Origin of the sequence: Methylopila capsulata (assembly GCF_016907975.1) — a bacterium.
Taxonomy (GTDB): domain Bacteria; phylum Pseudomonadota; class Alphaproteobacteria; order Rhizobiales; family Methylopilaceae; genus Methylopila; species Methylopila capsulata.
In genome coordinates this window covers 665,775-690,957 of record NZ_JAFBCY010000003.1, presented here as the reverse complement: position 1 = coordinate 690,957, position 25,183 = coordinate 665,775, and the positions used below count along the sequence as shown (strand labels likewise).

Here is a 25,183-nt window from a genome sequence, read left to right as displayed (position 1 = left end):
CGAGGGAGGGCGCCGGCGCCCGGACGCCGCCGGTTATCACGTCGGAGGCGGTGGGAACAGCCATGGACGCCGCTGACGCCCGGCGTCCGGCCGTCGCCGCTTCGCCCCTCGGCGTCTGCCCAAATCTTGGCGGAACGCAATAACAGTCCGATGACACGATGCGCTTGAGCCGCCGCGGCGCTTCGCGCGTAGACCTTAAGTCGTCTGGCGGCGGGAGATCGTCCCGCCGACCGTGCTGATCGTCCCAAGCGTCAGGAACTTCCGATGACCTTCATTCGCCGCCTGATCGTCGCGTCGGCTCTCTGCCTCCTGGGGCCGCCCGCCGTCGCAGCGGCGATCGACGACGCCCGGCTGCAGTCGGCCGATCAGGACGCTGCGAACTGGATCCTGCCCGGCCGCGACTACGGCGACCGCCGGTTCTCGCCGCTGAAGGACATCAGTCGGGAGACGGTCAAGCGTCTGGTTCCGAAGTGGATCTACCAGACCGGAACCGCCGCGACCTTTCAGACCACCCCGCTAGTGGCCGACGGGGTGATGTACGTCACCGCCCCGTTCTCCCACGTCATGGCGGTCGACGCCCGGACGGGGCGCGAGATCTGGCGCTACGAGCATAAGGCGGCGACGAAGAAACTGTGTTGCGGACCGGCGAACCGGGGGGCGTCGCTGGGTTACGGCCGGGTCTACGTGGCGACGGTGGACGCGCGCCTCGTCGCGCTCGACCAGTCCACCGGCAAGGTCGTCTGGGACGTCGCGCTCGATCCGGCCGCGACCGACGGCCCGAGCGAGGACCGCGGCTCGATCAGCCCCGGCGACGCGACGCTGAAGGGCGCCGTGTCGGGGGCCACGGGCGTCGGCGCCAACGCCGCGCCGCTGGTCTATGACGGCAAGATCATCATCGGCATCACCGGGGTCGGGTACGGCCTGCACCTCGACAGCGACCGACCGGGCGCGCCGCTGGGCGCGGTGGTCGGCGTCGCCGGGCGCTACGGGCGGCCGGGTTTCCTCGCGGCCTACGACGCCGCGACGGGCAAGGAGGTCTGGCGGTTCGACACCACCAAGGAGGGTTGGGAAGGCGAGTTCCTGGAAAAGACCGCCTATGGCGAAAAGCTGCCGCGGGACGCCGCGGCGGAGAAGGCGGCGGCCCCCGACCACAAGGAGTCCTGGCGCTTCGGCGGCGGCTCGATCTGGCATGCGCCGGCGCTCGATACGAAGACGGGGCTGATCTACTTCGGGGTCGGCAATCCGTCGCCGCAGGCCGCGGGCGAAAGCCGGCCGGGCGACAATCTCTACACCTCGTCGCTGGTCGCGCTCGACGCCAGGACCGGGCGTTTCGTCTGGAGCTACCAGCAGACGCCGCACGACCTTTGGGGCTACGACGTCGCGAGCCCGCCCTCGCTGTTCGACGTGGAGGTCGGAGGGAGGACGGTCGCGGCGGTGGGGCAGGCGAGCAAGCTCGGCTGGTACTTCGTCCATGACCGCGCCACCGGCGCGCTGCTGTTCAAGTCCGAACCCTACTCGCCGCAGTCGAACCTGTTTCATGCGCCGACGCCGGACGGCGTCGTGGTGGCGCCCGGCGTCGGCGGCGGAGTGAACTGGTCGCCGGCCGCCGTCGACCCCGCCAGCCAGATGGCGTTCGTCGCCGCGATGCACTGGCCGGCCACCTACCGTTCGCAGGTGATCCCCGCGGCCGACGGCAAGCCCGAAGTCCGCTACTTCTCGATCGAACCCGTGTCGGAAGGGACCTATGGAATTCTGGCGGCGATCGACCTGAAGGCGGGCGGCAAGATCGCCTGGAGCACGAAGCTGCCGCAGCCGCTGATCGGTGGGGCGCTGGCGACCGCGGGGGGGCTGGTCTTCACGGGGGAGGGCGGCGGCGATTTCTCGGCCTTCGACGCGGCCACCGGCGAGAAGCTCTGGAGCTTCAACTGCGGGGCCGGCGTCAACGCGCCGCCGATCAGCTTCGCGGTCGACGGCAAGCAGTACGTGGCGGTGGCGGCAGGCGGCAGCCAGATCTGGGGCTTCCGGCAAGGCGGCGCGGTGATCGTGTTCGGCCTGCCGGACTGAGGCGAGGGCGGCTTCAGCCCGGCCGTGCTTGCCCCAATGAACGCGCGATGAACGCCACGGCGGGAAAGCGTTCAGGGACCTCGGTCTACAAAGACGCAAGCTTCGCATTTGGATCCCCCGCCCTGAACGGCGTCGTGACGGTCTCCCGCCCCTCTCCGTCACGAACCAGCGAAGTAAGCCCGGCCGATGGGGATCGGCCGGGCTTACTCATGTCAGGGGTCTGCTTTGTGAGCCAGGCTTCTCAGCGCGGCGCGAGAGCCGGGGCTGGCGCCTACTCCGCTGCGGCGCGCTTGCGACCGCGCTTCGCCGGGGCCGGCGCGGGAGCTTCGACCGGCTTGGCCCGCTGTTGGCCAAGGCCCATCTTCTTGGCAAGTTCGGACCGGGCCGCGGCGTAGTTCGGGGCGACCATGGGATAGTCCAGCGGCAGGCCCCACTTGGCGCGGTAGTCCTCGGGGCTCAGGTCGTAGCGTGTGCGAAGATGGCGCTTCAGCGACTTGAACTTCTTCCCATCCTCCAGGCAGATGATGTAGTCGGGCCAGATCGATTTCTTGACGGCGACCGCGGGCTTGAGTTCGATCCTCGGTTCTTCGACGGTGCCCGTCGCAGCTTTGACCAGCGCGCCGTGCACGCTCGCGATCAGCTCTGGAAGATCGGCGGCGGGAACGGAGTTGTTGCTGACATAGGCTGCCACGATGTCGCCGGCTAGCGTGATAGGGTCGTGCGCATAGCTCATGTCACTCTCCATTTATCTTCCATTTTATATTCATGTTCTGATTTGAGTAGGTGCTGCAAGATAAATTTCCAAAAATCCTGATCCGTTTCTGCCGTTGTTATTGAATGGTCGCGCCGATATCAGCAGACGCAGGCCCCGCCGTCTGCTGAGACGTGATCTGAACAATGGACGAAGCGCGCAATTGGGCGCGCCGTCGGGGCCGCGGCAACTGCGTCGGATCGCCTGTGCACAGCCAAGCGGACGCGGTTGCGCGGCGAGGCGTCATGATTAATGTCGCGTTCATGGAGACCGAGGGGGCGGCGTCGCAGTCGACGCAGGCGTATGGGGCGTCGGGGGCGCTGGCCGCCCGCGCGCGTTTCGCGGCCATCGAGACCCGCATCGCCGAGCAGGCGGAGGCCATGACCGTCCTGCGCGCGGGGCGAAGCCGGCACCACCGGCGCGGCTCCGCCAGCTGGACGAGCGACGACGAGGCGGTCTTCGCGCAGTATCTGGCCGACCTGAGGCTGGCGACCGCGGGCCAGATCGCCGCCGTGCTGCGCTCGGTCGCCGCCATGGCGTGGTCCCGCCTGAACTGATCTCCCGAACTCTTCCGGCTGCGGCGAAAGGCCGGCGCATGCTCTCACCGCGTCGCATTGGCCCCCAGCCCAACGCGCGTTGGTTCAGCCGTCCGCCGATCATGCGAGGCGCCGCGCTGCGCGCCTGTCGCCGAGCGCCCGCGAACGCTCAGGTATTGTTCTTTATTTGTTCTTATGAAATGTCTCTCTCAAGGGAGATGGATGATGCCCAGGATCGAGCCGCCGTCCGAGGTCCTAGCGCAGCTGACATGCGCGGCCGCGCGGCGCGAGGATCTCGCGCGATTCATCGGCTGGCTTTGCGTGGAGTGTCGCCGCTGCGGCCATCGCTGCGTGTTCGAGGCAGGCAGTCCGCCGACAGCGCAGCCGCCGGAGCGGCTCGCCCGGGCGCTGGTGTGCCGGCGGTGCGGCGAGCGTTCGCCCAAGGTCCATCGAGCCGCCAGCCCCCGCGACGCCCAGCGCTGGCGGCTTGATCGTTAGCGGTCAGCCGTTCTCGGGCGCGTAGGGGAAGGTCCAAGTCTCAGTCAGCGCCCGCTCGCCCGCCTTCAGGAAGGCGCGGAGCTCCATCGTCTGGCCCGTGTCGGCCTGCACGTCGACGCCGACGCGGAAGCCGCCGATTTTCGGGTTGGGCGTCACGAAGGTGCGGCTGATACGGCCGGAGGACGAGGAGGGCACCACCTCCACCCGCGACGGGTCGCCCAGATAATAGGGAAGGTCGCCGCCGGCGAAGTCGATGATGAAGCGCTGGGTTCCGGCGGGCACGGGCTCCGCCGAGCCGAGCGCCGCGGCGCGGGTCGGGAAGGTGTTGAGCGCGCGGCCGCCGGGGTGCATGCGCCCGTCCGACGACAGCGACTTCAGCCGGTAGCCGAAGACGCGCTCCTGGCCCGCCTCGACCGGGCCCGCGGGGACCCAGAAGGCCACGATGTTGTCGTTGGTCTCGTCGTCGGTCGGGATCTCGATCAGCTCGACGTGGCCCTGGCCCCAGCCCTCGCGCGGCTCGATCCAGTAGCTCGGACGAAGTTGGTAGGAGAGGTCGAGGTCCTGGTAGTGCTCGAACAGCCGGTCGCGCTGCATCAGGCCGAAGCCGCGTGGGTTCGTGTCCCAGAACGACGAGGACTGCAGCGTCTTCGGGTTCCGAAGCGGTCGCCACACCCATTCGCCGCCGCCGGTCTGGACCAGCAGGCCGTCCGAATCGTGCAGTTCGGGCCGGAAGTCGGTGTAATGACGCCGCTGGTTCTCGCCGTAGAAGAACATCGACGTCAGCGGCGCAACGCCGAGCTTGGCGATCGGCTTGCGGATGCAGAGCGTCGCCGTGACGTCCACGACGGTCTCGACGTCGGGATAGACCACGAAGCGATAGGCGCCTGCGAGCGAGGGTCCGTCGAGCAAAGCGTAGATCGTGGCGCGGTCGGAGCCCGGTCCGGGCATTTCGACCCAGAACTCGCGGAAGTCCGGAAACTCCTCCGGGTTCGGGCCGCCGCAGTCGACCGCGACGCCGCGCGCGGAGAGGCCGTAGACCTGGTTGCGGCCGAGCACCCGGAAGTAGCTCGCGCCCACGAAGGAGATCAGTTCGTCGAACACCCGCGGATCGTTCAACGGGTAGTGCAGGCGGAACCCGGCGAAGCCGAGGTCCACCGGAAGCGGGCGTTCGAACTTGTTGGCCCCATAGTCGAACAGCGCGCTGGAGTAGGGCGCGGGGGTGGCGATCCCGTCCCGCACCACGTTCACCACCACCGGGCGGCGGTAGAGAAAGCCGGGGTGGAACATCTGCATGCGGAAAGGGCCGCCGCCGGCGGCGAGCAGCGAGCGGTCCGGCCGGAAACGGATGTCGCGGTACCGGTCGAAGCTCAGGTTGCGCAGCTCCTCCGGCAGCTCCCGCGCGGCCGGGTCGTAGGGCTGCTTGGCGAGATCGCGCGCGCGGCGGACGACGTCTTCGTAGCCGAAAGCCGGCTGCGGCGTCGGCTGCTGGGCGAAGGCGGGTACGGAAGCGGCTGCGACCGCGCCGGCCGCGCCGAGTTTGAGCGCGTCGCGGCGCGTGAGTTGGCTGATCGAAAAATCGCTCATCGAAACTCTAATGGGAGCGCGCCGTCCCCCGCCGGAGGCGCATCGGAAAAGCTCGGACGCGCGGGCCGCCCGCACGAGGCTTAAGTCGTAACGGGCGGACCCCGCGCGGGCAAGCCGCTGGCCGGCCTGAACCATCTGGACTCGCTCGACAAAAAACACCGTCACAATTCAAAGTTTCTGTTGCATGCGACGGCGAACGTCCCTATCTCGTCGCTTGCCCAATGAACGCGTGCCTGTGTCGTGTGTCGGGTTGGCGGGAACTCCCCGCCGGGCAACCCGATGGCCGGAAATCCCAACCGGCTCTAAGTCGTCTCTCCGACGGCGGACGCGACGTGAAGCAACGACGTAGAGGGCTTTTTTGGTCTCTGCCGGCTGTCCAAACGCCGGGGTCACTGAAGAGGCGACTACTTCCTTGCCGGGCGTGCGGGTCGCGGGTGTTCCCCAAGCCCCAAACGTGGCGCCGACCTTGTCCGAGACGGTTCGTTCCGTCGCGAAAGGTCGTCGTGACTACGGCGTGATCGAACGGTCGGGTCCAGTTGGATCCGCCCGCGGGATGCTGACGACGACCGAAGCGCGTCTCCAACGCGCGCTCCGGGCGATCGGCGTCCCTCAACCGTCACTCTGACTTCCGTTGGGACACCGCCATGGCCTCGCACCTCTCCGCCCTCGACAACGACCGCATCCGACGCTTCCTCGCCGAGAAGCAGTCCGACGAGCCGATCCTGGTCGTCGATAGCGAGATCGTGCGCGACAACTACGCCAAGATCGCCCATGCGCTGCCCGACACCCGCGTGTTTTACGCGGTGAAGGCGAACCCGGCGCCGGAGATCCTGAACCTGCTGGCCGAGATGGGCTCGTGCTTCGACTGCGCCTCCGTGGTCGAGATCGACATGGCGCTCGCGACCGGCGTGGGCCCCGACCGCATCTCCTTCGGCAACACCATCAAGAAGGAGCGTGACGTCGCCGCCGCCTACGCCCGCGGCGTGCGCCTGTTCGCGGTCGACTGCCGCGCCGAGGTGGAGAAGATCGCGCGTTCGGCCCCCGGCGCGCGCGTGTTCTGCCGCATCCTGGCGGACGGCGCCGGCGCCGAATGGCCGCTGTCGCGCAAGTTCGGCTGCGCGCCCGAGATGGCCGCGGACGTGCTCGACCACGCCCATCGTCTCGGCCTGCAGGCCTACGGCGTGTCGTTCCACGTCGGCTCGCAGCAGAACAACACCGGCGCGTGGGACGCGGCGCTGGGCTCGGCCGCGCAGATCTTCCGCGACTGCGCCGAGCGCGGCATCACGCTCTCGATGGTCAACCTCGGCGGCGGGTTCCCGACCCGCTACCTCAAGGACATCCCGGCGGTCGAAGCCTATGGCGAGGCGATCTTCGAGGGCCTGCGCGCGCACTTCGGCAACCGCATCCCCGAGACGATCATCGAGCCGGGCCGCGGCATGGTGGGCAACGCCGGCGTGATCGAGGCCGAGGTGGTGCTGGTGTCGAAGAAGTCGGACGCGGCGGACGAGATCCGCTGGGTCTATCTCGACATCGGCAAGTTCGGCGGCCTGGCTGAGACCATGGACGAGGCGATCCGCTACCCCATCCGCACCGGACGGGACCAGGATGCGATGTCCCCCTGCGTGCTCGCCGGTCCGACCTGCGACTCCGCGGACGTGATGTACGAGAAGGCGCCCTACGCGCTGCCCGTGAGCCTCGAGATCGGCGACAAGGTGCTGATCGAGGCGACCGGCGCCTACACCACGACCTACGCCGCGGTGGCGTTCAACGGCTTCGCGCCGCTCGCCTCCGTCGTCATCTGACCCCGACCTCACACGTCGTCATCTAACCCCTTCAGGAGGGTTTCATGGCCGTCATTCGTGACGAGGCCCCGGCCGACGCCGGGGCCCGCGAGGCGCTGCTCGACCGCGCGTTCGGTTCCGCCCGCTTCGCGAAGACCTGCGAGCGCCTGCGCGCCGGCCGTCTGGCCGCCCGCGGTCTTGCGCTAAAGGCCGAGATCGACGGCCGTCTGGTGGGTACGCTGCGATTCTGGCATGTCGCCGCCGGCGACCGCGCCGCGCTGATGCTCGGGCCGCTCGCGGTCGAGGCGGACGTGCGCGAAGGCGGCGTCGGCGCCGCGTTGATGCACGAGGGCCTCGCCCGCGCGGCGGCGCTCGGCCACCAGGCGGTGATCCTCGTCGGCGACGCGCCCTATTACGCCCGGTTCGGCTTCGACGCCGGCTCGGTCGGGGGCCTCGCCATGCCCGGACCGGTGGAGCGCGCGCGCTTCCTCGGCCTCGAGCTCATCCCCGGCGCGCTCGCAGGCGCCGCCGGCCTGGTCCGCGCGACCGGCGCCGTCGCCCTGCCGACGCGCGAAATCCCGGCAGCGGCCCCGAAGCGCGCGGCCTGACGGCGGCCTTTGCGGCGAGGCGCTCTGCGCCTCGCCGTCCCCGCTTGCTCCGCCGGCGTTGCTCAGGCATTTTCGCACGCGACGCATCCGCCGCTGACGGCGGTTTCCGCGTGGGTCTTCGGCCCTCCCGATGGAGAGGGCGTCGATTCGCGTCCCCACCGATCGTGACGCCGTGGTCCGAAGCGCCGCGGCGTGGAGACCGCACATGTTCCGCCGCACCGTTCTCGGGCGCCTCGCGCTTGCCTTCGCCCTGATCGCCACGCCCGCAGGCCTCGCCTTCGCCGATGAGGCCAAGCCTTCCGGCGACAAGGCGCCCGTCACCGTGTTCGCCGCCGCCTCGCTCAAGAACGCGCTCGACAGGATCGGCGCGGACTGGACCAAGGAGACCGGCGTCGAGGTCAAGGTGAGCTACGCCGCGTCCTCCGCGCTCGCCAAGCAGATCGAGCAGGGCGCGCCCGCCGACCTGTTCATCTCCGCCGACCTCGACTGGACGGACTACGTCGCGAAGAAGGACCTGATCGTCGCCGACACGCGCCAGAACCTGCTCGGCAACCGCCTCGTGCTGGTGGCCGCCAGCGACTGGTCGAAGGGGGACGTGGATCTGAACCCCGGCGTCGATCTCGCCGCCGTTCTCGGCGACGGCCGTCTCGCCATGGGCGAGGTCGCCTCCGTCCCCGCCGGCAAGTACGGCAAGGCCGCGCTCGAAAAGCTCGGCGCCTGGGACGGCGTGTCGGCCAAGGTCGCGGGCGCCGAGAGCGTGCGCGCGGCGCTGGCTCTGGTCTCCCGCGGCGAGGCTCCGCTCGGCGTCGTCTACAAGACCGACGCCGCCGCTGATCCGAAGGTGAAGATCGTCGGGACCTTCCCCACCGACAGCCACCCGCCGATCGTCTACCCCGTCGCGAAGCTCAAGGACTCGAAGAGCGCCAACGCCGACGCCCTGCTGAAGCGCCTCACCGCGGCGCCCGCCCGCCAGGCCTTCGAGGCCGCCGGCTTCGCGGTGCTGCCGCCCGTCTCGGGGAGCTGAGGCGCTGGAGGGGATCGAGCACGCGCTGGGGCTGGAGGTCGGCGACGCCGACGCCATCCGCCTGAGCCTGCTCGTCGCCTCCGTCGGCACGCTTGCGAGCTTGCCGTTGGCGGTGCTGGTCGCGGTCGCGCTCGCCCGCGGCCGGTTTCCCGGCAAGATCCTGCTCGACGGGCTCGTCCATCTGCCGCTGGTGCTGCCGCCGGTCGTCACCGGCTACCTGTTGCTGATCGCCTTCGGCCGTCGCGGGATTCTCGGCCCCGCGCTCGAAAGCTGCTGCGGGCTGGTGTTCTCGTTCCGTTGGACCGGAGCCGCGCTCGCGGCCGGGATCATGGGCTTTCCGCTGATGGTGCGGGCGATCCGGCTGTCGATCGAGGCGGTGGACCAACGGCTTGAGGCGGCGGCGGAGACGCTGGGGGCGAGCCGCATCGGCGCCTTCCTCGCTGTCACTTTGCCGCTCAGCCTGCCGGGCGTGCTGGCGGGCGCCGTGCTCGCCTTCGCCAAGGCGCTCGGCGAGTTCGGGGCCACCATCACCTTCGTCTCGAACATCCCCGGCGAGACCCGCACCCTGCCGGCCGCGATCTACACCCTGACCCAGACCCCCGGCGGCGACGCCGCGGCGGGACGCCTGGTGCTGGTCGCGATCGCGCTGTCGCTTGGCGCGCTGATCCTGTCGGAACTGCTCGCTCGCCGGCTCTCCGCGCGGATCGCCGGATGACGCTCGAGGTCGACATCCGCCGCGCAGTCGGCGCCTTCACGCTCGACGTCGGATTTTCGGCGCCCGCAGGGGTAACGGCCGTGCTCGGCCGGTCGGGCGCCGGGAAGTCGACGGTGGTCGCGGCGGTGGCGGGGCTGACGCGCCCTGACGCCGGCCGCATTGCGCTCGATGGCGAGGCTTTGTTCGACTCCTCGGCCCGGGTGAACCTTGCTGCCGCCAAGCGCCGGGTCGGCGTGGTGTTCCAGGAAAGCCGGCTGTTCCCGCACCTCTCCGTGCGCTCCAACCTTCTGTTCGGCCGCAAGCGACGGCGCGAGGCCGCGGCGCCGACCTTCGACGAGGTGGTGGAGACGCTGGGCGTCGGCCATCTGCTCGACCGCCGTCCGCGCTCGCTCTCCGGCGGCGAGCGCCAGCGGATCGCGATCGGTCGCGCTTTGCTGTCCGGCCCCCGCGCGCTGCTGTTCGACGAGCCGCTGGCGGCCCTCGACGCCGAGCGCAAGGCGGAGGTTCTGCCGTTCCTCGAAGCGCTGACGCGGGCGACCGCGCTGCCCGTGCTCTACGTGACCCACGCGCTGGAAGAGGCGCGCCGCCTCGCCGATCGGCTCGTGGTGCTGGAGGCGGGAGTCGTCGTCGCCGAGGGCGGCGTGGAGGCGGCCATCGCGCAGGCTGGGCTCGCGACCGCCGGCGACCGCTTCGCGGACGGCGTCACGGTGGACGCCCGCATCGCGCAACTGGACGAGGCCTATGAACTGACCGGCGTGGCGCTCGGCGCTCATCTCGTCTGGGTCCCGGGTCTTCTAGGCCCCGTCGGCGAGCCGGTGCGGCTGCGCCTTCTCGCCCGCGACGTCGCGCTTGCGCTCGATCCGCCGGGGCGGATTTCCACCCGCAACGTTCTGACGGGCGTGGTGCGCACGCTGAAGCGGACCGGCGGACCCTATGTCCTGGCTTTCGTCGACGTCGGTGGCGCGGTGCTCAAGGCCGAGATCACCCGCCGCTCCGCCGACGAGCTGAAGCTTGCGCCGGGCCGTGTGGTGCATGCGCTGGTGAAGAGCGTGGCGACCGCGCGAGCGTGACGCCGGCGCACGTGGGCGGGAGGGGAGCGCTGGACGCTTCCTTGCGCAGATCCGGCGCGAGGCGGGCGCTTGGCAAGGCGACCGATCGGTCCGCCCGCCCGAACGAAAAAGGGCCCCGCCGCGGCGGGGCCCTTTTATCGATTGCGCGGCGTCGCTCGAACTCAGTCTTCGAGCTCGCCGATGTGGTGCTGGGCGTAGAGCTGCTCGCCGAGCTTGGCGACCAGGTCGAGCTGGGTCTCGAGGAAGTCGATGTGACCTTCCTCGTCGGTCATCAGCTCTTCGAACAGGTTCTTGCTGGGCAGGTCGCCGATCTGCTGGCAGTAGAGCGCGGCTTCGCGGTACAGCGCGCGGGCCTCGTTCTCTGCGGCGAGGTCGCACTCCAGCACTTCCTTGACGGTCTGGCCGATCCGCAGCGGATCGAGGACCTGCATGTTGGGGAAGCCCTCGAGGAAGATGATGCGCGTGACGAACTTGTCCGCGTGCTGCATCTCCTCGATCGACTCGGCGCGCCACTTCTTAGCGAGGGCGGCGTAGCCCCAATCGTCCAGCAGGCGGTAGTGCAGCCAGTACTGGTTGATCGCCGTCATCTCGGACCGAAGCCCGCGATTGAGATAGTCGATGACCTTTGCGTCGCCCTTCATGGCGTCCTCCTCCGCGGCAGAGCCGCCCGTCCAAACATTGGAGGAGTTCTAAACTACAGCGCGGAGCCCCGCAAGCGCCCTTGCATGCGCGATTTGACGCCCAAACAGGAAAAAACCGTTCAGCGGCGCGCGCGCTCGAGGGTCGCCACGCCAACCACGTCGCCGATGAAATCGACGACCTCGCCATGGCCGTGCGTCACCGCCGGGCATGCCGCCGGGCACGTGCCGCAGGCGGACGGCTCATGCGCCTTCAGGCCCTTGATGTCGTCCAGCATGGCCTTGATGGTGCGCGCGCAGCGGCCGCACTGGGGGCTGCAGCCAAGGCAACGGTAGACCTGCCCCGGCGTCCGCGGATTCGCGGACTCGTCGCCGATGGTCGTCCGGATCTGGGTGTCGCTCAGCACGTTGCAGGAGCAGACGATCATGAGGCGTCCGTCGAGTCCCGAGGGCGGATTGCAGGAAGATTACAGTTTGGAATTCATCTAAACTATTGGTCTTGCTTGCAATTTTAAGTAGGGACTCAGCGCGCCGACGTCAACGTGGATTCGAGCGCAAGGCGGCGCCCGACGCGGAATCGTCTGGATTGTCGTTAAAATTGCTCCGGGACGCCGGCTTCCGCGAACGGGATGTTCCGGCTGTCGGACGGCTATCGCGCCGGACTCACCGGCGCGCCTTGGCGAAGGTCTGGAACGTCACTTCGATCAGCGTGCCCGCGCCGACCGCGCTCTGAATGGCGAACTTGGCGTTGTTGGCTTCGACCAGCGCCTTGGTGAGCGGCAGGCCGACGCCAGCGCTTTCCGGACCGGACGTCGTCAGCGGGCGGAACGGCTCCAGGGCCACGGCCAGCTCCTTCTTCGACATGCCGGCGCCCGCGTCGCGGACCCGCACCACCGGCTCGCCGAGGTCGTTGATCGCGGTCGCGACGATGACCTGACCGCCGCCGGGCGTCAGCTTCACCGCGTTCATGGCGAGGTTCAGCACGATCTGGCGGGCGGAGCGCAGGTCGGCGCGCACCAGCGGCAGGCTGCGGGCGAGCGAGGTGCGGATGATGATCCGTCCGCGGTTCGCCTCCGGCTGAAGCTGCGCGACGGCTTCCGCCGCGATTTCATTGAGGTCGACCTCCCGGAACTCGAGCTCCAGCTTGCCGGCCTCGATCTTGGCGAGGTCTAGCAGGTCGTTGACCAGGCTGACGAGGTGGCGGCCGGAGAGGTGGATGTCCTTGAGGTAGTCCTTGTAGCGCTCATTGCCGATCGCGCCGAACCGCTCCTCCATCATCACCTCGGCGAAGCCGACGATGGCGTTGAGCGGGGTGCGGATCTCGTGGCTGATCTTGGCCAGGAAGTCCGATTTCTGGGCGTTGGCGCGCTCCGCCTGGCGTTTGGCGGCGATCAGCTCCTCCTCCGCCCGCTTCCAGTGCGTGACGTCGCGCAGCACGGCGCAGAAGCGGACGTCCTCGTCCCGGCCGATGCGGCCGAGCGTGAGGTAGAGCGGCACGGCGCCGCCCTGTCGCACAAGTCCCAGCACCTCGCGGCCGTCGTTCAGCAACGAGGCGACCGTGTTGTCGCGCAGGCTGTCCAGATACTCGAAGGCCGTCCGGCGGCTTTCCGGCGCGAGCGCCAGAGAGAACAGGCTGCCGACGATCTCGCGGGATTCGTAGCCGAGCAACGCCTCGGCGCTGCGGTTCATGGAGAGGATCCGGCCGGCGGAATCGAGCGTCAGCACGCCGTCGGTCGCGGTGTCGAGGATCGCCGCGAGTTCCTGCTCGCGCCGCCGCGCGGCTTCCACGCCGAGGCCCGGCCGTCGAAGGGCCACGAGCGTCGAGGCCATCTCGTTCCAGGCGATCGCGGCGAGGGTCGCTTCGACCTCGACCGCCGAGCCGTTCGTCCTCAGCAACTGCAAGGTCGACGGGGCGCTCTCGGTGGGGGCGGCGGCCTCCGCAAACAGCCGCTCGGGCGGGCGGGCGGCGAGGCTCGCGAAGTCGCCGTCGCCGGTCAGGTCGAGCGCGGCCTTGTTCGCATAGGCGATGCGTCCGCCCGACAGCACGATCGCCCCGAGGGGCAAGCGGTCCAGCATCCGGGCGAAGTCGTCGGCGGAGACGTGGCCCTCATCCGCTGCGGGGACCGGCGGCTTGTCGGAGCCGAGCGACATCTCGGCGTCCGCGGCGATGTCCTCCCAGACCGCGCGCGCCGGAGCGGGCGCGTCCGGCCCGCCGAGCCCGCGCAGGCGGCGGGCGATCTCGTCAAACGCGCTTTCCTCGACCGGGGTCAGCACGGCGCGCGGCGCAGAGGTCTCGCGGAGATGCACCACGTTCGCGGGGAAGGGCGGCGGAGGGGGCGCGGCGAAAATCGCCAGCGGCTCCGGCTGCGCCTCCGGCTGCGCCTCCGGCTGCGCCTCCGGCTGCGCCTCCGGCTGCGCCTCCGGCTCGTGCGGCGCCGGCTCCTCGTCGGGCCGTGCGATTGAAATTTCCGCCTCGGCCTCGGCCTCGGGCTCGGCTTCGGCGTCCGCCGCCCTGTCGGCCGACGTCGCGACGCCGGCCTCAGGCGCCGAGGCGTCGATCTCATCGGCCGGAGCCTCGAGCGCGGGTTCGGCCGCGACGGCGAGCCCGAGGCCGCGGAAGCCGATGAAGGTGCGACCGCGGTCGAACATCGGCAGCGCCGAAAGCGTCAGGGGCAGGCGGCCGCCGCTCGCGATCGGCCAGGAGACCAGCAGCCCGTTCCAGCCGCTGCGCTGCGGCAGCGCGCGCGCGACGGCGCCGTCCGGGTCGAGCCCAAGGGTCACCGACGCTTCGGTCCAGTCGCGACCGACGAGGCCGCGCCCGGACGCGCCGACTACGTCCGCCAGGTCCGGCGAGAGAAAGGCGATGCGGCCGTCGGCGTCGATCTCGAACACGAAACGCAGCGCCGCGGGGTCGGCGAGGGGAACTACGGGCGCCTCCTCCGAAGCGGACGCTCCTTTCTCCGTCGAGGCGTCGGAGGCGGAATCCGCAGCCGGCGCGTCGGCGTCCTCGGCCGCGAGAGGGGCCTCGGGCCCCGAGACGGCGCCGTCTGACAGCGACGGCGCGGCCGCCGGCGGAAGAGCGGGTTCGGGGGGCGCAGGCGCCGCCGCCGCCGCGTCGAGCGCCGCGAGCGCGACCTCGGGCGAGGCCAGCACCACAAGCGGTTCGCCGGCGACCACGACGGACTGCGCCTTGAACAGTTGAGGGGTGAACGCCCCGGCGGCGCCGACCCGCAGCCGGGCAAGGCCTCCGCGCGCGGCGGCGGCCACCGCCCGCATGGCGGATGGCTCGAAACGGGCGGCGGGATCCAGCGCGCGAGCCGCCATGTTCGCCCAAACGAGCGCCCCGTCGGCGCGCAGCGCCATCACAGGACCGGGGACGCCGTCGAGCGACGCCAGCCGAGGGTCGGCTGCGATCGCGTCGAGGGGGGCGTTATCGGTCATTGGGCCACTCCGGCGCGCGCCGGCCGACTGGATCGCGGCGGCGTGCGTTAACAAACACTTAAATATCGGTCGGGCGAAACGCCGTCCATCCGCGCCGACCCCTCGTCCAACGGCATCGGGCGGGAAGGTTAACGCGGCTCGCCGAATGGACGTTTGCGCGGCTCCGGGGCCGCTGCTACCAACGGACGGGAGGGCTCGTCCGCGACGAGGCGTCGCGCGTCGAGGGCTTCGGGATCAAGCGCCAACTCAAGGAGCGACCGATGGCGAACGACGCGAACCCCAAGTTCGAAATACCGAACGAAATGCGCGATTTCGCGGAGAAGAGCGTCGAGCAGGCCCGCAAGGCGTTCGACAGCTTCATGGACGCGGCCCAGAAAGCTTCGACGACGCTGGAAAGCCAGCAGGAAGAGGTCGGCGAGCGGGCGCGCCAGGCGAACGCCTCCGCGGTCGCCTACGCCGAAGCGAACATCGCGGCCACCTTCGCATATGCGCAAAAACTCGTGCGCGCGCGGGATCTGCACGAGATGGTGGCGATCCAGACAGAGTTCGCAAAATCGCAAGTCGAAACACTTACGAAGCAGATAAACGAAAAAGGACAGTTCTCAGGACGTCGTCCGGAAACAAAATGACGGTTTCCGGCCGGCGGAGGGGTTGATGCGTCACCGCCGGCCGCTTATGTTGCGCTGCACACAAGACCTGTCGTTCGACGGGTTGCGGGTCGGCGCGGCACGGCGGATCGCGCGGCTTTCGTGTTGACGGATTCCGCCGCACGAGCTGAGGACTGCGATTATGGTAACCTCTCCGAAAGCCGCCGCCACCAAGGCGGATGATGTGATCGACGACGTCGCTGCGGCGGCGAACAAGACCTTTGAGACCCCCGCTCAGGTGCGCGAACTGGCTGAGAAGGGCGTACAGCAGGCCAAGCAGAACTACAGCCGTCTGAAGAGCGCGTCTGAAGAGGCCACGGACGCGCTTGAGGACGTCTACGCCACGCTGTCCAAGAACTACAAGGAGCTCGGCAAGAAGTCGGTCGAAGCGACGCGCAGCAACGTGAACGCGCATTTCGACTTCCTGTCGTCGTTGGCCGCCGCCAAGTCGCTCAGCGAAGCGGTCGAGCTTCAGGCCTCCTACGCCCGCCGGCAGTTCGAAGTTATCGGTTCGCAGGCGAAGGAGCTTTCGGCGCTCGCGCAGCGCGCGGCGGCCGACAGCGCCAAGCCGTTCCAGGACGTCGCGGCCAAGGGCCTCAAGTTCGCCCCGACCCGCTGACGCTTCGTCGAGAGGCGACCGTCGCCTACATCGCGCCCGGGCCTCCCAAGGCCCGGGCGTTTTCGTTCGTGAGCAAGGGTTATGGAAGAGGCGCCGCCCGCGCCAGGCGGCGTCGTCGCCAACGGCGCGAAACCCATGTCGGAAATGCGCCGCCGCCGCTTGCCTGCGCGTCCGGTTTCGCCTAGGTTCCGCCGCGCCGAAAAGGCCCGGTGCCGCCATAGCTCAGTTGGTTAGAGCGCTAGATTGTGGATCTAGAGGTCCCTGGTTCGAGCCCAGGTGGTGGTACCAACATTCTCTTGAGATTGAGAGTCTGACGAACCCTGCGCGCGGGATGATCTGCGTTCGCGTCGCCGTCGGCGCGCGAACTCTCCTCCTGGCTTTGCGTCTCGGCCTGTTCGCGGCCGTGCCTGGCCGCCGACGCGGGGCGATGGGTGAGGCGGCCCGTCCTGACGTTCGGAGCGGGCCGCCTCGGCGTTCGCCGCGGCCGAGGTGGTGCACGATTTCCATGACGTTGGAGCGACGGCGAAAGGCCGCCGCATCGCGACGTACAAGCGCCGTTCGACAGGGAAGGGTGAGCTGCGGGCGACGCGTGGGGACGCTGGGTCGTCGCCCGCAGCTCGGGTCCCCATCAATCTCCGGCGGGTCGAGGACCGGAGATCGGTGGAGCGAGGGAGCGGCCGCCGGAGCCATCCGGCCGCCGCGATTCGTCAGGCGCTCGCCGCCTTCAAGCTGGGGGCGTCCCCCAGGACCTGGATGAAGGCCCGCACCATGGCGCAGCCCTGCGTCGTCAGGTCCATCTCTTCGGGCGCCTCCAGCCAGCGGCGAAACACGCCGAACACCAGCGCCCGGAACGCCCCTTGGGCCAGCGCCGGCGTGAAGGCCGGGTGCAGCAGCCCGCGATCGCCGGCCGCCGCGAACAGAGCGCCGAACCGCGCGTCCAGCGAACAGTCCGCGTCTTTCCGACGTCGGAGCGCGTCCGCCATCTCGTCGGTGTACTCGCAGCGCAGGAGCAGGATCGCGAGCACCCGCTTCTGGCTTTCGTCCGTTGCGATCCGGCGGAACATATCGCAGACGACGTCGGCGACGGTCGTCAGCGGGTCGCGCTCCGGGGTGTCGGCGAGCTGTTCGCAGAGGTCTTCCTGCGGCAGCCACGCGCGATCCTGCATGGCGAGGAAAAGCTCCACCTTGTTGGCGAAATGCCAGTAGACCGCGCCGCGGGTGACGCCGGCCGCGCGCGCAATGTCGTCGAGCGAGGAGCGTGCGACCCCGCGCTCGAAGAACGTCATTTCCGCCGCATCGAGGATCTGGTCGCGCGTCCGCTCTGCGTCCGCTCTGGTCTTGCGCATGTCGCTCCCGCCTGCCGCGACCATTATCCATACATGAATGTATGTAAAGAGCCGTGTGTGTGCGGAGTGGTTCGTGCATTCGATCACGGCTTGGTGCGCCGGGAGCGGGGCGATTGCGGCTCTCGACCTCGAGCGAGCCGGGCGACAGCGTCGCGTGGGGCCGGGGGCGTCGCCGAGCCGCGTTGTTTTAGATGTCGTGGTCCGGGCGATGCGGGCGGCGAAGATCGACCGCAAACGCGCGACCCCGCGGCTGATGAGGGCCCCCGGCTTTGGCGCGGTCGCGCTTGCGTCGTCAAGCTGGCGTCGGCGAAACTAAAAAGGCGCGCTCCGAGAAGCGCGCCTTCGATCTTCTATCCGACCGGTCCGGCCGGCTTGGTTCACCAGTTGACGTCGAACGAGTAGGCCACGCCAAGACCGACGGTGAACTGATCCTTCGACCCGGCGCGCTTCACGATCGGGCTGTCGGCGGCGTCGGACACGAGGCGGTTGTAGCCGCCGAACACGGTCGTGCTCCAGTTCGGCGTCCAGTCGTAGGTCGCGGCGCCGGCCACGCCGACCGACTTCACGCCGCCCTTGGCCTTGTAGCGCGACAGGCCGGTGCGCCTGGAGTCGCGGCCGGTGACGCCGAAGTACTCGTTCATGAAATCGGAGTCGCCGAGGGCGACGCGGGGGCCGAACGAGAGGGTCCACGGACCCTGGCGTTCGATCCAATCCGCTGCGATGTCGCCGACGAAGCCGTCATGGCCCGTCACGCCATAGCGCAGCTCGCCACGCACGCGAATTTTCTCGGTCGGATAGACCTCGAGGAACACGCCCGGCTCGATCCCCCAATCGACGTCGTGGAGACCGCGGAGCTTTTTGACGTCGCTCGAGTTGCGCTCGGAGCGCAGACGACCGACCGGGCCGAACTGGAAGAAGTCGCCGTCGTAGAGCGCGAAGCCGAACCCGTCGTCCGGGGCGCCGAACTTCCAGGGCTGGCCGGGACGGCGGATGCTCAAGCCCGGGAAGCCGGACACGCCGTACTTGTCGACGCCTTCGAACTTGGGCTGGACAACGCCGGTCGCCTTGAGCGTGACGCGCCAGCCGCTCTCATCCACCACGGTCGGGGCGATCGCGACGCCGTCCACTGCGATATCGGCTGCAAAGGCGGGGGCGGCGACGGCGGCAGTTGCGAGCGCTAGTGCGAGCAGGCTCGCGGACGAACGGATGTGCATCTTAGAAAGCTCCGGGGGAGGGCGTCGGAAGCCGCAAACGCGACGTCCTGATCTTGGCGGCAAGTATGGCGTGAAACGATCGGTCGAACACCCTTTCGCCGCGAAGAGATCTCAGGCGTGGCGGAAAGGCCGCACTGCGTCGATCTCGCTCAGACAGGTGCGACGATACCCTCCATAGGGGAGGCCGTCGTCGGAGTCGAACTGGAGATAGGGCGGCAGCGTCGCCGGCGTCAGCGCCGCGATCTCGGCGGCATGCTCGATGTAGGCGACTTTCGCTTCGCTCAGGTGGCGCCGCAAAGCCTCGGCCGCGCCGCCGATGTCGTTCTCCGCAAGCCGGTCGGCGACGGCCAGATGCTCGGAAAGGATCTGCCGGAAGCCGTGGGGCATCTTCGCGAAGAGCTGACGGTTCGCCGCCAGTTGCAGTTGGCCGACGCGAAGAGCCTGAATGATCTCAGGGTTGTCGCACAGCGAAATCAGGTCGATGTGCAATTCGCGTTCGAACGCGCAGATTTCGAGCGGAGTGACATAGGGAAGCCGGTTGTAGGCCCTCGCGAGGCGATCGCGCATGTCCCGCGCGGCGTGGTAGCGCCCGCCTTCGGCGGCGCGGCGCAGCGCGACCGGCTCGAGCGCGCGACGAAGTTCGTAGAGGTCCGAAGCGCGCTCGGCGGTGAGCGGCGTCACGCGCCAGAAGTTGCGCTCGTCCTTGTAGATCAGCCCCACCCGTTCGATCCGCGAAAGCACGTCGCGGGCGACCGTCCGCGAGACCCCATAGATCTTCGCGATCTCGAGCTCGATGATCCGCAAAGGGCCGAAGATGGCGCCGCCACCGACCTCCGCCTCCACCTCGGCGTAGATCCGCGACCAGGCCGCGGGCGCGCGTCCGCCGAATTCGGATGCGGAGGGAAGCGCGACGAAGGCCTCGCGGCCGATGCGGCGCTGGCTCTGGGGCGCCGCGCCGTCGCGGCCGATCACGCCGTAGCCGCGGCCGGGCAGTTTCACCAGCCGCCCCTCTTCGCGCAGCAGTTCGAGCGCCGTTCGGACCGGGGTGCGGCTCGTCAGCAGAGCCTCCGCGACCGTGGCTTCGAACAGGACGTCGCCGGGGACAAGCCAACCGGCGACGATCGCCTCGGCGATGACGCCCCTGATGCGGAAGTGCAAGCTTGAAGACACTCTTGGCCCTAACGCAGCGCGCTGCCGCAATACCAACGGTCGCCGATTGCTTAATGCAGTCTTAAGTCGGCTGTCGATCCGCACCTTTGCGTATGATCCAAAATCACACAATCACAGATGGCGTTTTCGGGTCATACAACCGTGTGTGTCTTAATCTTAAGGAGGTCGTTCGCCCGGCGGCCGTCCATGCGATGTTCGCTGAAACCGTTGGAACAAGACGGAGGAAGCGCATGGAGCAGCTCAATGGGCGGCAACACGAGATCGTGGCGCTCGCGCGTTCGGTGGGGCGCGTGGTGGTGGAGGATCTCGCCGCGCGCTTCTCCGTAACGCCGCAGACCATCCGGAAGGATCTGAACGAGCTCTGCGAGCGCCGGATGCTGTCGCGCGTCCATGGCGGCGCGACGATCGCGTCCGGGGTCGAGAACGTCGGTTACGACGCCCGCCGCTTCATCGCGCAGGACGAGAAGAGAGCGATCGGCGAGGCGGCCGCGCGGATCATTCCGAACGGCTCGTCGCTGTTCATCAACATCGGGACGACGACCGAGGAGGTCGCCCGGGCGCTCGGCCGCCACGAAGAGCTGCTCGTGATCACCAACAACCTGAACGTCGCGACCCTGCTCTATCGCCATCCCGGGGTCGACGTGATCGTCGCGGGGGGACCGGTCCGCCGCTCCGACGCGGGCATCGTGGGCGGACCCGCCGTCGATTTCATCAAGCAGTTCAAGGTCGACTACGCCGTTATCGGCGTGTCCGCGATCGACGAGGAGGGCGCGCTTCTCGACTACGACTACCGCGAGGTGATGGTCAGCCAGGCGATCATGGAGAACGCTCGCGAGATCGTGCTGGTCGCGGACCGGTCGAAGCTCGCCCGCAGCGCGCCCATCCGGGTCGGTCGCCTGTCGCAGGTGGACACGTTCGTGACGGATCGCATCGACAGCGAAGAGCTCGCGGAGCTGTGCCGGCGCCACGAGGTGCGGGTGGTCGAGACCGGGTTGCGCGACGAGGTCCAGAGCGAAGCGGCCCAGTGATCCCGGCGGCCGGCGTCTTCGACCTCGCGATCGTCGGCGGCGGGATCAACGGCTGCGGCCTCGCCCGCGACGCGGCCGGCCGCGGCCTTCGCGTTCATCTGAGCGAAGCGGGCGATCTCGGCGGCGCGACCTCGTCGGCGTCGACCAAGCTCGTCCATGGCGGCCTGCGCTACCTCGAGACCTTCCAGGTCCGGCTCGTGCGCGAGGCGCTCGCCGAGCGCGAGGTCTTGCTCGGCCTCGCCCCCCACCTCGTCCGGCCGATGAGCTTCGTCCTGCCGCATCATCCCGGCCTGCGGTCGTGGTGGCTGCTCCGTTTTGGCCTGTTCCTGTACGATCGGCTCGGCGGCCGGACGACGCTCCCGGCGTCGCGCGCGCTCGATCTCGCGCACACGTCCGAGGGCGCCGCGCTGAAGCCGTACTTCCGCCGCGCGCTCGAATACGTGGACTGCCGGGTCGACGACAGCCGTCTCGTCGTCCTGAACGCGGTCGACGCCCGCGCGCGCGGCGCGACGATCGCCCCTCGCACCGAAGTCGTCGCGGCGGCGCGCCACGACGGTCTCTGGCGACTGACGCTGCGGGACCGGGCCGGCCAACGGGAGATCGCGGCGCGCGCGCTGATCAACGCCGCAGGTCCCTGGGTCGCCGCGATGGCCGGCCGGATCGCGGGGGGCGGCGCCGAACCTCCGGTGCGGCTCGTCCGCGGCTCGCACATCGTCACCCGCCGGCTGTTCGAAGGCGACCGGGCGTTCGTCTTCCAGCACCGCGACGGCCGCGTGGTGTTCGCGATCCCTTACGAGCAGGATTTCACGCTGATCGGCACGACCGATTGCGATCACGACGGCGAGCCCGCCGCGGCCGTCGCGACCGCGGAGGAGGTCCGTTACCTCTGCGACGCCGTCAGCGCCTATTTCGCGGCTCCCGTGCAGCCCGCCGACGTGGTGTGGAGCTTCGCAGGCGTCCGGCCGCTGCGCGACGAAGGGCGGGACGCCGCCCAGAAGACGAGCCGGGATTACGCGCTGGAGCTCGACGCCGGCCAGGGGAGGCCGCCTTTGCTGACGGTGATCGGCGGCAAGCTGACGACCTACCGCAAGCTGGCAGAGGCGGCGCTCGCCCGGCTCGCCGCGCCGCTTGGGCTGACCGCGCCGGCGTGGACCGCCGCCGCCCCGCTACCGGGCGGCGATTTCAGGGGCCACACCATGGCGACGCTCGTCGACGAGCTTACGCGCGCCTGTCCGTTTCTGGCGCCGACGACCGCGCAGCGTCTTGTGCGGCTCTATGGCGGTGAGGCCCTCGCGATATTCAGTGATGCGACGACGATCGAAGACCTCGGCGAAGACTTCGGAGCGGGGCTTACCGAACGCGAGGCGCGTCATCTCTTCGCGGCGGAATGGGCGCGCACCGCCGAGGACGTGCTCTGGCGGCGGACCAAGCTCGGCCTGCGGTTCAGCGCGCTCCAGACGGAGCGGCTCGCCGCGTTCATGGACACCCTGTCGGAGAACGGCCCGGCATGAGCACGCATCTTCTCGCGATCGATCAGGGCACGACGTCGACGCGGGCCATCGTGTTCGACGCCGGCCTCGCGCCCGTGGCTTCGGCGCAGCGGGAGTTCCGACAGATCTATCCGCGACCGGGTTGGGTCGAGCACGACCCCGAGGACCTCTGGGCGACGACGGTCGCGACCGTCTCGGAGGCGCTGGCGCGCGCGGGCCTCCACGCGGCGGACGTCGCGGGCCTCGGGATCGCGAACCAGCGCGAGACCGTGGTGGTGTGGGAGCGCGCTACGGGCCGGGCGATCCACAACGCGATCGTCTGGCAGGACCGGCGCACCGCCGAGGTCTGCGCGCGTCTCGAGGCGGAGGGCGCCGGGAGCGAGGTCGCGGCCAAGACGGGGCTGCTGCTCAACCCGTATTTCTCGGCCGCCAAGATTGGCTGGCTGCTCGACCGCGTGGACGGCGCGCGGGCCCGGGCGGAGGCCGGCGAGCTTCTGTTCGGAACGGTCGACAGCTACCTGATCTGGCGCCTCACCGGCGGCGCCGCGCATGCGACCGACGCGACCAACGCCTGCCGCACCTCGCTCTACGACATCCACGCGGGGCGGTTCGACGACGATCTCTGCAGGCTGTTCGAGGTGCCGCGCGCGATGCTGCCGGAGGTCTTCGACTGCGCGGGGGATTTCGGCGCCACGTCCCCGGACGTCTTCGGCGGTTCGATCCGCATCCTCGGCGTCGCGGGCGACCAGCAGGCGGCCACCGTGGGCCAGGCGTGCTTCGAGCCCGGCATGGCGAAGGCGACCTATGGCACCGGCGCCTTCGCGCTGCTGAACGTCGGCGAGCGGCCCGTGATCTCGCGCAACAGGCTGCTGACGACCGTCGCGTACCAGCTCGGCGGCGTTCGCACCTACGCCCTCGAAGGCGCGATCTTCGTGGCGGGCGCGGCGGTGCAATGGCTGCGCGACGGGCTCGGCCTCGTGCGCGAAGCCTCCGAGACGCAGGCGCTCGCCGAAGCGGCGGACCCCGATCAGGACGTGTATCTGGTGCCCGCCTTCGTGGGCCTCGGCGCGCCGCACTGGGACGCCGAGGCGCGCGGCGCCCTGTTCGGGCTGACCCGCGGCGCGGGCCGGGCGGAGATCGCCCGCGCGGCGCTCGAATGCGTCGGCTACCAGACGCGCGATCTGCTGGAGGCGATGCAGGCGGACTGGCCGGAGGCGGCCGGCGTGCGGACCGTGTTGCGGGTGGACGGCGGCATGGCGGCGAGCGACTGGACCCTGCAGTTCCTCGCCGACGTGCTGGACGCGCCGGTGGACCGGCCGATCGCGCCGGAGACGACTGCACTGGGCGCCGCCTATCTCGCCGGCCTCGCGGCGGGCGTCTGCCCAGAGCCCGCGGACTTCGCCGCCGCCTGGCGTCTTGAGCGCCGCTTCGCGCCGCAGATGGACCCCGCCCGCCGCAGCCGAAAGATCGCCGGCTGGCGAGACGCTGTCCGCCGCACCAAAACAGATTTACGCTAAAAATTATAGAATGAACGACGCGTGGAATAAGCGGACATACTGAGAATATTTTGTGTTGCCCTGCGCAAGAAAACGAAATCTATTTGCACGCGGGGGATGCAAATATGATCTATATCAATTACGGCGCGCCAAAATCAGGATCAAGTCTGACATTCGAACTTACGCGAGCGATGTTCGACGTGTTGGGTTACAAGCCCATCGTGCTGTCCGCCGAAGCGCGCGGCGACCATAGCGGCAAGACGCACTACACCAACACCATTCGGGACTTCACGCCGGAGGTCGTCGCCGCCGTTGAGGCGGCCGAACACGCCGACACGATCCTGCTGCTTCGCTCGCACCATGGCGCTTCGCCGGCGATCGCGTCTTTGATCGAGCGCGGCGCCGCCAAGCACATGGTCGGGATTCGCGATCCGCGCGACATCGCGCTTTCCATGCTCGACGTCGTCATGCGGCTCGCAGAGCAGAAGGGGCGCTCGCATCCGATGATCAGGGTCGGCGACCTGTCGAGCACGCTGAAGACCATCGAGGTCAACATCGCGCGCATCACCTCGTGGGCGGACATTCCCGGTGGTCTGGTCCTCAATTACGAGCAGACGGCGTTCGATCACACCGTCACGCTCGACGCGATCTGCGGACAGCTCGGCCTTGACGCGCCGCGGGACAGCTACGGCGTGATCTTCGAGCGGGCCACGAAGCGGATGGCCCGCAAGGTCAACGTCGCCAAGCCGCACCGCCACCGCCGCCAGATGTCCGCGGCGGATCAGGCCGACTTCCTGCAGCGCTTCAAGCCGTTCTACGACCGGTTCTATCCGGGCGCGACCGTCATGGTCGAAGAGGGCGCAAGCGCCTGAACGCGCTTGGAACGAGGCGCCGGCTCACGCGGCCGGCGTCGGCTCGCGCGCGACGGTCGCCCCGTCGCGGCGATAGCCGCGGCGGTGGTAGAGCAGGCCGTCGCGATGGTCGTCGGAGGCGTCGACGGCGTCCAACTCCACGATCAGCACGGTGTGCGTGCCGATCTCGCGCGCTTCGACCACCCGTCCGTCGAACACGGCCACGGCGTCGATCAGCGTCGGGGCGCCGGTCGACAGGGCGCGCCACTCGCCCGTGGCGAAGCGATCGTCCTCGCGGCCGCCGGACGATCGGGCGAAGGCGCGGGCCACGGCCTCCTGGTCGCCCGACAGCACGTTGACGGCCAGCACGGCGTTTTCGGTGACGCGGGTGTGGATCGTGCTGGCGCGGTTCAGGCAGACAAGCAGGGTCGGCGGCGAGTCCGTGACGCTCGCGACAGCTGTCGCCGTGGCGCCGTGCCGTCCGCCGGGGCCGTCCGTCGTCACCACATGCACCGGCATCGCCACCCGCGACATCGCCTCGCGGTAACGCGTGGCGTTCTTATCCTTGACGGTCAAAGCGCGCTGCTCCGGGGATCACCTGCGGGGAAGCCG

At 69.4% G+C, this 25,183-nt stretch carries 22 protein-coding genes and 1 tRNA gene; 14 read left to right on the top strand and 9 right to left on the bottom strand.

Annotation, left to right across the window (positions count from 1 at the left end):
* Window positions 1–264: 264 nt before the first annotated feature.
* A complete protein-coding gene (locus tag JOD31_RS14425) occupies window positions 265–2,064 on the top strand; it encodes a pyrroloquinoline quinone-dependent dehydrogenase (RefSeq protein ID WP_204951120.1) in 1,800 nt (599 codons plus the stop codon).
* Between the two features lie 271 nt (window positions 2,065–2,335).
* Here the strand turns inward: JOD31_RS14425 and JOD31_RS14420 are convergent, their stop codons facing one another.
* Window positions 2,336–2,797: a Ros/MucR family transcriptional regulator gene (locus JOD31_RS14420; protein WP_204951119.1), complete on the bottom strand. Its 462-nt coding sequence runs from the start codon at window positions 2,795–2,797 to the stop codon at window positions 2,336–2,338.
* A gap of 263 nt (window positions 2,798–3,060) precedes the next feature.
* Between JOD31_RS14420 and JOD31_RS14415 the strand changes: the two genes are divergently transcribed.
* Entirely contained in the window at window positions 3,061–3,372 is a 312-nt protein-coding gene (locus JOD31_RS14415) for a hypothetical protein (RefSeq protein ID WP_204951118.1), read from the top strand.
* A 480-nt stretch (window positions 3,373–3,852) separates the two neighbouring features.
* On the opposite strand, the gene JOD31_RS14410 is transcribed toward JOD31_RS14415, so the two are convergent.
* Entirely contained in the window at window positions 3,853–5,433 is a 1,581-nt protein-coding gene (locus JOD31_RS14410; protein ID WP_204951117.1) for an OpgD/OpgG family glucan biosynthesis protein, read from the bottom strand.
* Window positions 5,434–6,077: 644 nt separating this feature from the next.
* Between JOD31_RS14410 and JOD31_RS14405 the strand changes: the two genes are divergently transcribed.
* The 5 genes from JOD31_RS14405 (at window position 6,078) to modC (ending at window position 10,631) form a co-directional block, all read left to right on the top strand.
* The gene (locus JOD31_RS14405) at window positions 6,078–7,235 is read left to right on the top strand and encodes a type III PLP-dependent enzyme (RefSeq protein WP_204951116.1); all 1,158 of its coding nucleotides are present in this window, start codon (window positions 6,078–6,080) and stop codon (window positions 7,233–7,235) included.
* Window positions 7,236–7,279: 44 nt separating this feature from the next.
* The gene (locus JOD31_RS14400) at window positions 7,280–7,822 is read left to right on the top strand and encodes a GNAT family N-acetyltransferase (protein ID WP_204951115.1); all 543 of its coding nucleotides are present in this window, start codon (window positions 7,280–7,282) and stop codon (window positions 7,820–7,822) included.
* Between the two features lie 205 nt (window positions 7,823–8,027).
* Window positions 8,028–8,846 carry a molybdate ABC transporter substrate-binding protein gene (gene modA / locus JOD31_RS14395; RefSeq protein ID WP_204951114.1) on the top strand — a complete coding sequence of 273 codons (819 nt, stop codon included), beginning with the start codon at window positions 8,028–8,030 and terminating at the stop codon, window positions 8,844–8,846.
* A gap of 13 nt (window positions 8,847–8,859) precedes the next feature.
* Window positions 8,860–9,561 carry a molybdate ABC transporter permease subunit gene (gene modB, locus JOD31_RS14390; RefSeq protein ID WP_204951425.1) on the top strand — a complete coding sequence of 234 codons (702 nt, stop codon included), beginning with the start codon at window positions 8,860–8,862 and terminating at the stop codon, window positions 9,559–9,561.
* Window positions 9,558–10,631, top strand: a complete 1,074-nt coding sequence (modC, locus tag JOD31_RS14385) for a molybdenum ABC transporter ATP-binding protein (protein WP_204951113.1) — start codon at window positions 9,558–9,560, stop codon at window positions 10,629–10,631. The genes modB and modC overlap by 4 nt, the downstream gene beginning before the upstream one ends.
* Before the next feature lie 161 nt (window positions 10,632–10,792).
* Here modC and bfr read toward each other — a convergent pair whose 3' ends face one another.
* The 3 genes from bfr to JOD31_RS14370 form a co-directional block, all read right to left on the bottom strand.
* A complete protein-coding gene (bfr, locus tag JOD31_RS14380) occupies window positions 10,793–11,272 on the bottom strand; it encodes a bacterioferritin (protein WP_204951112.1) in 480 nt (159 codons plus the stop codon).
* Between the two features lie 119 nt (window positions 11,273–11,391).
* Window positions 11,392–11,697, bottom strand: a complete 306-nt coding sequence (locus JOD31_RS14375) for a (2Fe-2S)-binding protein (RefSeq protein WP_204951109.1) — start codon at window positions 11,695–11,697, stop codon at window positions 11,392–11,394.
* A 235-nt stretch (window positions 11,698–11,932) separates the two neighbouring features.
* Window positions 11,933–14,710 carry a PAS domain S-box protein gene (locus JOD31_RS14370; protein WP_204951103.1) on the bottom strand — a complete coding sequence of 926 codons (2,778 nt, stop codon included), beginning with the start codon at window positions 14,708–14,710 and terminating at the stop codon, window positions 11,933–11,935.
* A 260-nt stretch (window positions 14,711–14,970) separates the two neighbouring features.
* On the opposite strand from JOD31_RS14370, the gene JOD31_RS14365 reads away from it, so the two are divergent.
* The 3 genes from JOD31_RS14365 (at window position 14,971) to JOD31_RS14355 (ending at window position 16,264) form a co-directional block, all read left to right on the top strand.
* Window positions 14,971–15,339, top strand: coding sequence for a phasin family protein (locus JOD31_RS14365; RefSeq protein WP_204951101.1), 369 nt, complete (start codon window positions 14,971–14,973; stop codon window positions 15,337–15,339).
* 160 nt (window positions 15,340–15,499) lie between these two features.
* Entirely contained in the window at window positions 15,500–15,976 is a 477-nt protein-coding gene (locus tag JOD31_RS14360) for a phasin (RefSeq protein WP_204951099.1), read from the top strand.
* A 211-nt stretch (window positions 15,977–16,187) separates the two neighbouring features.
* Window positions 16,188–16,264: transfer RNA gene (locus JOD31_RS14355), tRNA-His, on the top strand.
* A 419-nt stretch (window positions 16,265–16,683) separates the two neighbouring features.
* Here JOD31_RS14355 and JOD31_RS14350 read toward each other — a convergent pair.
* The 3 genes from JOD31_RS14350 to JOD31_RS14340 form a co-directional block, all read right to left on the bottom strand.
* Window positions 16,684–17,322: a TetR family transcriptional regulator gene (locus tag JOD31_RS14350; RefSeq protein ID WP_204951089.1), complete on the bottom strand. Its 639-nt coding sequence runs from the start codon at window positions 17,320–17,322 to the stop codon at window positions 16,684–16,686.
* A 377-nt stretch (window positions 17,323–17,699) separates the two neighbouring features.
* A complete protein-coding gene (locus JOD31_RS14345) occupies window positions 17,700–18,536 on the bottom strand; it encodes a MipA/OmpV family protein (protein WP_204951087.1) in 837 nt (278 codons plus the stop codon).
* Between the two features lie 111 nt (window positions 18,537–18,647).
* Window positions 18,648–19,694, bottom strand: coding sequence for a GntR family transcriptional regulator (locus tag JOD31_RS14340; protein ID WP_204951077.1), 1,047 nt, complete (start codon window positions 19,692–19,694; stop codon window positions 18,648–18,650).
* 242 nt (window positions 19,695–19,936) lie between these two features.
* Between JOD31_RS14340 and JOD31_RS14335 the strand changes: the two genes are divergently transcribed.
* Genes JOD31_RS14335 through JOD31_RS14320 form a run of 4 tightly spaced genes read left to right on the top strand, consistent with a single transcriptional unit; the run spans window position 19,937 to window position 24,592 of the window.
* A complete protein-coding gene (locus JOD31_RS14335) occupies window positions 19,937–20,734 on the top strand; it encodes a DeoR/GlpR family DNA-binding transcription regulator (RefSeq protein WP_204951076.1) in 798 nt (265 codons plus the stop codon).
* Window positions 20,731–22,245 carry a glycerol-3-phosphate dehydrogenase gene (gene glpD, locus JOD31_RS14330; protein WP_204951073.1) on the top strand — a complete coding sequence of 505 codons (1,515 nt, stop codon included), beginning with the start codon at window positions 20,731–20,733 and terminating at the stop codon, window positions 22,243–22,245. The genes JOD31_RS14335 and glpD overlap by 4 nt, the downstream gene beginning before the upstream one ends.
* Window positions 22,242–23,741 (top strand): glycerol kinase GlpK, encoded by a 1,500-nt coding sequence (gene glpK / locus JOD31_RS14325; RefSeq protein ID WP_204951070.1) that lies wholly within the window; start codon window positions 22,242–22,244, stop codon window positions 23,739–23,741. Before glpD ends, glpK begins: the two co-directional genes overlap by 4 nt.
* Window positions 23,742–23,791: 50 nt before the next feature.
* Entirely contained in the window at window positions 23,792–24,592 is an 801-nt protein-coding gene (locus tag JOD31_RS14320) for a hypothetical protein (protein WP_204951059.1), read from the top strand.
* Between the two features lie 24 nt (window positions 24,593–24,616).
* Here JOD31_RS14320 and JOD31_RS14315 read toward each other — a convergent pair whose 3' ends face one another.
* Entirely contained in the window at window positions 24,617–25,147 is a 531-nt protein-coding gene (locus JOD31_RS14315) for a flavin reductase (protein WP_246482507.1), read from the bottom strand.
* Between the last annotated feature and the right edge of the window lie 36 nt (window positions 25,148–25,183).

Bases quoted from the DNA above. Each gene is read 5' to 3' on its own strand.
- JOD31_RS14425 (WP_204951120.1), top strand. From the start codon at position 265: ATGACCTTCATTCGCCGCCTGATCGTCGCGTCGGCTCTCTGCCTCCTG.
- JOD31_RS14420 (WP_204951119.1), bottom strand. From the start codon at position 2,797: ATGAGCTATGCGCACGACCCTATCACGCTAGCCGGCGACATCGTGGCA.
- JOD31_RS14415 (WP_204951118.1), top strand. From the start codon at position 3,061: ATGATTAATGTCGCGTTCATGGAGACCGAGGGGGCGGCGTCGCAGTCG.
- JOD31_RS14410 (WP_204951117.1), bottom strand. From the start codon at position 5,433: ATGAGCGATTTTTCGATCAGCCAACTCACGCGCCGCGACGCGCTCAAA.
- JOD31_RS14405 (WP_204951116.1), top strand. From the start codon at position 6,078: ATGGCCTCGCACCTCTCCGCCCTCGACAACGACCGCATCCGACGCTTC.
- JOD31_RS14400 (WP_204951115.1), top strand. From the start codon at position 7,280: ATGGCCGTCATTCGTGACGAGGCCCCGGCCGACGCCGGGGCCCGCGAG.
- modA (WP_204951114.1), top strand. From the start codon at position 8,028: ATGTTCCGCCGCACCGTTCTCGGGCGCCTCGCGCTTGCCTTCGCCCTG.
- modC (WP_204951113.1), top strand. From the start codon at position 9,558: ATGACGCTCGAGGTCGACATCCGCCGCGCAGTCGGCGCCTTCACGCTC.
- bfr (WP_204951112.1), bottom strand. From the start codon at position 11,272: ATGAAGGGCGACGCAAAGGTCATCGACTATCTCAATCGCGGGCTTCGG.
- JOD31_RS14375 (WP_204951109.1), bottom strand. From the start codon at position 11,697: ATGATCGTCTGCTCCTGCAACGTGCTGAGCGACACCCAGATCCGGACG.
- JOD31_RS14370 (WP_204951103.1), bottom strand. From the start codon at position 14,710: ATGACCGATAACGCCCCCCTCGACGCGATCGCAGCCGACCCTCGGCTG.
- JOD31_RS14365 (WP_204951101.1), top strand. From the start codon at position 14,971: ATGGCGAACGACGCGAACCCCAAGTTCGAAATACCGAACGAAATGCGC.
- JOD31_RS14360 (WP_204951099.1), top strand. From the start codon at position 15,500: ATGGTAACCTCTCCGAAAGCCGCCGCCACCAAGGCGGATGATGTGATC.
- JOD31_RS14350 (WP_204951089.1), bottom strand. From the start codon at position 17,322: ATGCGCAAGACCAGAGCGGACGCAGAGCGGACGCGCGACCAGATCCTC.
- JOD31_RS14345 (WP_204951087.1), bottom strand. From the start codon at position 18,536: ATGCACATCCGTTCGTCCGCGAGCCTGCTCGCACTAGCGCTCGCAACT.
- JOD31_RS14335 (WP_204951076.1), top strand. From the start codon at position 19,937: ATGGAGCAGCTCAATGGGCGGCAACACGAGATCGTGGCGCTCGCGCGT.
- glpK (WP_204951070.1), top strand. From the start codon at position 22,242: ATGAGCACGCATCTTCTCGCGATCGATCAGGGCACGACGTCGACGCGG.